Source organism: bacterium, from assembly GCA_035527515.1.
GTDB lineage: Bacteria > B130-G9 > B130-G9 > B130-G9 > B130-G9 > B130-G9.
The window spans coordinates 1-5,049 of record DATLAJ010000052.1 but is presented as its reverse complement, the minus strand read 5'-3'; the positions used below and the strand labels follow the sequence as shown (position 1 = coordinate 5,049).

Genomic DNA, 5,049 nt, shown 5'->3' with positions numbered 1-5,049 from the left:
CGACACGATCGCCTCGTTCATCAGTTCTACCGCCCTGGCGCTGACACGTTTGGCTCCGGGATGGGCGTTGAAGACGACGGAATTGCCTGCCGCTATCATGCTGATCCCGTTGTTGATCACTGTCTCGGAGGGGTTGGTCGATGGCGTGATCGCGCAGATGACGCCGAACGGGGCGAGCTCCTCGATAGTAAGGCCGCGATCGCCCGAGAACGCCCTTGTCTCGATGTCCTCAACGCCGGGCGTCTTTTTTATCGCAAGCAGGTTTTTCTGAACCTTGTCCGGGACGTTCCCCATGCCCGTTTCGCTGACCGCGAGCTCGGAAAGCTCCTGCACGTGATCGGTGCAGACCGCTCGTATGGAGGCAACGATCTCCTTCCGCGTCTCCAGGGGAAGCGTTACCAGTACCAGCTGCGACTTTGTGGCCGCAGCGACCGCCTCGTCCACCGAGGCAAACGCCGGCCCCGATGCGGGCACCAGGGGTGCGGAGTGCTCCGGCACAGCCCTTGCGGTCCGGCCCTGGCCTAGCTCGGCCAGCGTCTCTCTGACAAGCCTCGCAATCTGCTCTTCGTCAATACTCACCGCTCACCCTCCTTGATTGAAGTTGCAAACAAGTTTCCCGCAAAGCGTCCGGCTTTTCAAGTAGCGAGCCCCCCAAACACTTGATTGAACATAGGACAATCACATTGAGATGGCCTCGGGCTCGACGAGGGTCTGTGTGGAGTGCGGCGGCTTGGCTTTTTTGCCCACATAGGAAAGTGTCCACAGATTACGCAGATTTCACAGATTGAAATGGCGCACCCTCCAACCGAACAACCGGCCCACGAAAAACACGAAGGAACACCAAGTCTCTGCCGCGCGTTCGTCACTAAGCGCGTCGCCTACTGGCCAGCCAAAGCGGGGTCGAGCCGCCGCAGTCCCAAAGGGTCCCCGCACACCTGCGTCAATCTGATTCTTTCGGGGCGTGTGCTACTTGCACAAGCGCGAGGCAGCCCGTATCATGCTGGCATGGGGATCGATAGGCGAGGGTACGATATGCTGTTGGACCAGGTTGGCTCTTTCGGGGCTATTGTGAAAGCTATGGGCGACGGCGAGTCCAACCTGCTCTTTGTTTCGGACGATTTCGGCGCTTTAGAGCTTCTGTGGCGAGGGCTGCGCAGCAGGACGCCCGAGATGCCAGTTGCTGGTGTGTTCGTCGATTTTGGCCGGGCGGCGCTCTCGCCCACTCTGCTATTGAGCGGGATTGCCCACGCAGTTGATGAGGCATTTGGCGGGGAACAAGCCAGCGCAGATGAGGCGCCAGCGTGGCTGACACCTCCGTCCGCTGAGAGGGCCAGACAAGCGCGCCCGCGGCTTCGCGCAGAATTGAGCGAAGTCCTTGACGGGTTTGTCGCGAAGTCGTCCGAGGAACGGCGGCGCCCTGTCCTTCTGCTCAAAGATGTGTGCTCTTTGAGAGCGCTAAAGAGCTACAAGGGGGTGGGTGACCCATTCCAGGCACTGGGCGAGGCGCTTAGAAAATTCCCAACGATACAGCTCGTCGCCCTTCAATATGGGCTCGGCCCTGCCGCTGTGTTCGAGACCGCGGGGGCCTTTCTTCACCGGGAGAGCACCGACACCAAAGTTATGCCGAGGCTCTCAGCAGATGAGGTCTCGACAATCGCCTCACACATCCTTGGCGATGTGCCTTCTGAAGAAGCGTCTGGTGCGCTCTGTTCGCTGTGCGACGGTCGGCTCTCGCACTTGATCGCGTTTTGCAGCCTTTTGGTAGCCAAACGCGTGCCGCTCCATGAGGAGCAGCTCGTTGACGCGATGGCCGAGTCGCTGCCCGACCCGGTGTCGGCGCTTTCGCTCATCGTGAGGTCGCGGATGAGAGATGCGATCTCGAGTGTTCGCGGCGATACGGTGCTGAGGCACATCTTGAGAGTGATGTCGTTTGATTCGGGGATGACCGCGTCCGAGGTTGCGTTGCGGATTGGGCGGAGCGTGCCGGCGGCATGCGACTATTTAAGCTGCCTCTTGCGTTCGCTTCTGCTTGAAAAGCTGGGCTCGAGATACATGTTTGGCGATCGGTTGCTGAGACTTTGGGTGAAGCTCGATACACTTGGGATCGGTGGGACGAGCGGTGTGCCGCGTGAGCTTTTGCGGCGCATGGTTCGCGAAGAGCTGCTCGAGCAGAGGTGGGAGGGCGAGCCGGCCGCCGTGGAGGTGAAGAGTGGAGAGCTAGAGCCGCCTGAGGCTGAGGAGCGCATCGAGGTCGTCGTGAAGCGCAGGGATGAAGACTTCCTTGAGTTTGATTAAGCAAACATCAGAATGTTGTCGCAGGGCGGACGGAGACGAGAAAGTTAAGGTTGTGAGCAGCGTGCTCGGACGCGCCTCAGAGGTTGTGGCGGGGTATTTCATGTCGAAAGATATGTTGAATACAGTTCATGATGATGATAATATGGTTGGGCGGCCGGTGCTCGGGATAGTTGCGAGTCGGGACATCCCCCGGGGGCGTTATCCGAAGCTCAGGTCGCAGATCGTTTCTGCTCTTTCGTCGGTGATGAGGATGCATGACCTTGATGTTATGGTGTTGAACGATGCCTCAGCGGCTCTCAAATACAATGTGTTACAGCACTCGGATGGCATATACGCTTCTTCTTCGGCAGAGCGAGTGTGGTTCGAGGACCGGGCGATGATGGAATACCTTGATTTCCAGATGGCAGAAGAGCTTATGAGGCAAGTTAGTGGGAACGGCTGATCCAAGCGGAGCTGGAGGAATGCAAGACAGAATTGACTACTATTTTGGACAGATCGACAAGAACAACTCACTTCTGCTTAGACTTTCTGAGACGGGTCTCGACAGATTCATCGAGGACGAGTTGAGCTTCAACGCGGGGTGTTTCCTGCTCCAGAGATCAATCGGTGCCTGCATCAATCTGGGGATTCACATCATCACCACGCACGGTTTCTCCAAACCGCAGAGCTATCACGACATCTTCGATACACTTGCGTCTCAGAAAGTGATTCCGGAAGATCTGGCCGAGAGGTTGAAGGACGTCTTGTCAATCCGCAACCAGCTGGTCAATCTCGACCCTGAGCTGGACGCCCTGTCCATCTTCAACACGATCAGGCATGATCTGGCCAACATAGTGGCCTTCGAGAAGCACGTTCTCAACTGGCTTCGCCCGCCCGGCCTGGAACGCGTTAAACATGAGGACCACGACCAGAATCGCTAGCCTGAATAGAGCCCGGAAGGCCATCTAATCGGGGCATCTTTATTCAAGACAAGACATGGGCCTCGCTCAACCGCCCGCCAACCAAGAGGCTGTCCAATAAGTCGGTTTCTACGGGGATGACGCAGCGGGGTATGCCACATGTAGGGGCAGGCCTTGTGTCTGCCCGAATATATAGATGGGCGGAGACAAGCCCCGCCCCTACACAACCTCGGACCCGACTTATTGGACAGCCAACCAAGTCTAAAGGTCGAAGTATAGCGCGACCTCGTATGGATGCGTCCTGCGCGCGACTGCCTTGACGTCGTTCTCATACTTGGCGTCGAGCCAGGCGTCCAGCGTATCCTTCGAAAACACACCGCCCTCCAAAAGATACGATTGATCGGCCTTCAGCGCCTCGAGCGCCTCTTCCAGGTTCTTGGGCACGGGCATTATCTTCGCAAGCACCTCGGCTGACATCTCAGTGATGTTCGCATCAAACGGGCCAAAGCCCTCCTTGACCGGGTCTGTCTTTTGCTTGATGCCGTCCAGACCCGCCATTAGCATTGCCGCCATCGCAAGGTATGGGTTTGCCGTCGCATCGCCCGGCCTGAACTCCATGCACTTCGTCTCCGGCGTATCAGCGTAGAGCGGTATCCTGATCGCGGCGGAGCGGTTGCCGGACGAGAAGAACAGATTCGTCGGCGCCTCGTAACCAGGAACCAGCCTCTTGTAGGAGTTGGTGCTAGGACTTGTGAGGGCCAGAAGCGACCGGCCGTGTTTGAGAATGCCGCCCAAATAGTGTAGGGCCTGGTCGCTGAGGTTTGCGTAATTGCCCTTCTTGTAGAACACAGGTTTTTTCTGTTTTGTGAGATACTGATGGAAGTGCATACCGTTGCCAGCCTCGCCAAAGAACGGCTTGGGGAGAAACACTGCAACCAGGCCGGCCCTTTGGGCGACGTTACGTATGATGTATTTGCTCAGCAGAATGGTGTCCGCAGTCCGCTGCAACTTGTCGAAGAATAGCTCTATCTCGAGCTGGCCGTCTGCCCCAACCTCGTGGTGGTGGTATTTGACGCCTATCCCAGCATCCTCGATCGCGCGAACCATGCGCATCCGAACATCGAGCAGCTGGTCCTGAGGCGGCAAGGCATGATAGCCGTCCTTGGGGCCAAGCCCCATCTCACCACCCTCCTCGTTCATGGACGAGAGTGCCCTTCGGGACTCCATCGAGCGGATGCTGTAACCGGAGCCGTAGCACTCGTCATAGAACGACACAGCCGAGACAAGGTTGAACTCAAGCTCCGGCAGCCAGAAGCTCTCGTCAGCTACACCGAAACTCTCAAGATAGCTCTCCGCTTTGCTCGCAATGTGCCGAGGATCACGCTGAAATGGCTGATGAGTGTCGCAGAGAAGACAGTCGCAGATAACGCTCAGCGTTGGCTCCTCGCAGAAGGGATCGACGAACGCAGTGCTCGGGTCTGGACGGAGCAGCATGTCCCCGCGTTCCAGCCTGGCAAAGCCCGCGACGCTTGACCCATCAAAGCCAACACCCTTTCTCAAAAGCTCAACGCCTCGCTCGCTAACTGGCACCGTAACGTGGCGCCACCTGCCCACCAGATCGCAGTGCTTCAAATCGCACGAGCGAAAGTCAGCCAACAGCTTCGAAATAAGATCATCGATTGTCTGAATCTCTGCAATAAGCATTTATCTCTCCTCGCTGCAAGAACGTGCCACGTCTATACTGTTGTTCATCTCAAGCCTGCCTCTCATCAACCGAAACCGGGGACTTCTGGCTGCCACAGAATCCCGATAAACGTTTTCTACAGGCGGCAGCGGGGCAATATATTCCCGCGAA

At 57.4% G+C, this 5,049-nt stretch carries 5 protein-coding genes; 3 read left to right on the top strand and 2 right to left on the bottom strand.

Features of this window, described 5'->3' with window-relative positions; all coding sequences use genetic code 11:
- Positions 1 to 579 (bottom strand): aldehyde dehydrogenase family protein (locus VM163_03380; GenBank protein ID HUT02912.1); only part of this gene is annotated, 579 nt, incomplete at its 3' end.
- 453 nt (positions 580 to 1,032) lie between these two features.
- On the opposite strand from VM163_03380, the gene VM163_03375 reads away from it, so the two are divergent.
- Genes VM163_03375 through VM163_03365 form a run of 3 tightly spaced genes read left to right on the top strand, consistent with a single transcriptional unit; the run spans position 1,033 to position 3,215 of the window.
- Positions 1,033 to 2,295: a hypothetical protein gene (locus tag VM163_03375; protein ID HUT02911.1), complete on the top strand. Its 1,263-nt coding sequence runs from the start codon at positions 1,033 to 1,035 to the stop codon at positions 2,293 to 2,295.
- Positions 2,296 to 2,347: 52 nt separating this feature from the next.
- The gene (locus tag VM163_03370; GenBank protein ID HUT02910.1) at positions 2,348 to 2,737 is read left to right on the top strand and encodes a hypothetical protein; all 390 of its coding nucleotides are present in this window, start codon (positions 2,348 to 2,350) and stop codon (positions 2,735 to 2,737) included.
- 19 nt (positions 2,738 to 2,756) lie between these two features.
- The gene (locus VM163_03365; protein HUT02909.1) at positions 2,757 to 3,215 is read left to right on the top strand and encodes a DUF86 domain-containing protein; all 459 of its coding nucleotides are present in this window, start codon (positions 2,757 to 2,759) and stop codon (positions 3,213 to 3,215) included.
- 240 nt (positions 3,216 to 3,455) lie between these two features.
- Here VM163_03365 and glnA read toward each other — a convergent pair whose 3' ends face one another.
- On the bottom strand, positions 3,456 to 4,898 hold the full coding sequence (gene glnA, locus VM163_03360; protein ID HUT02908.1) for a type I glutamate--ammonia ligase: 1,443 nt from the start codon (positions 4,896 to 4,898) through the stop codon (positions 3,456 to 3,458).
- Positions 4,899 to 5,049 lie beyond the last annotated feature (151 nt).